Annotated in this window: 1 rRNA gene; it reads left to right on the top strand. The window is 53.5% G+C overall.

Going from position 1 to position 200, the window contains the following annotated elements:
• Positions 1-200: ribosomal RNA gene (locus WA407_RS26920) — 23S ribosomal RNA — on the top strand; the annotation flags it as partial.

Genomic DNA, 200 nt, shown 5'->3' with positions numbered 1-200 from the left:
GTTATGAGCGATGGGGTGACGCAGTAGGGTAGTGACGCGGACTGATGGATGTCCGTCTAAGCAGTGAGGCTGATGTGTAGGCAAATCCGCACATCGTAAGGCTGGGCTGTGATGGGGAGCGAAAATTATAGTAGCGAAGGTCATGATCTCAGACTGCCAAGAAAAGCCTCTAGCCAGGAGAAGGTGCCCGTACCGCAAAC

The sequence above is a fragment of the Paenibacillus sp. 203 genome (assembly GCF_037027525.1).
Taxonomy (GTDB): domain Bacteria; phylum Bacillota; class Bacilli; order Paenibacillales; family Paenibacillaceae; genus Paenibacillus; species Paenibacillus polymyxa_B.
This window is presented reverse-complemented; position numbering and strand designations above follow the sequence as displayed.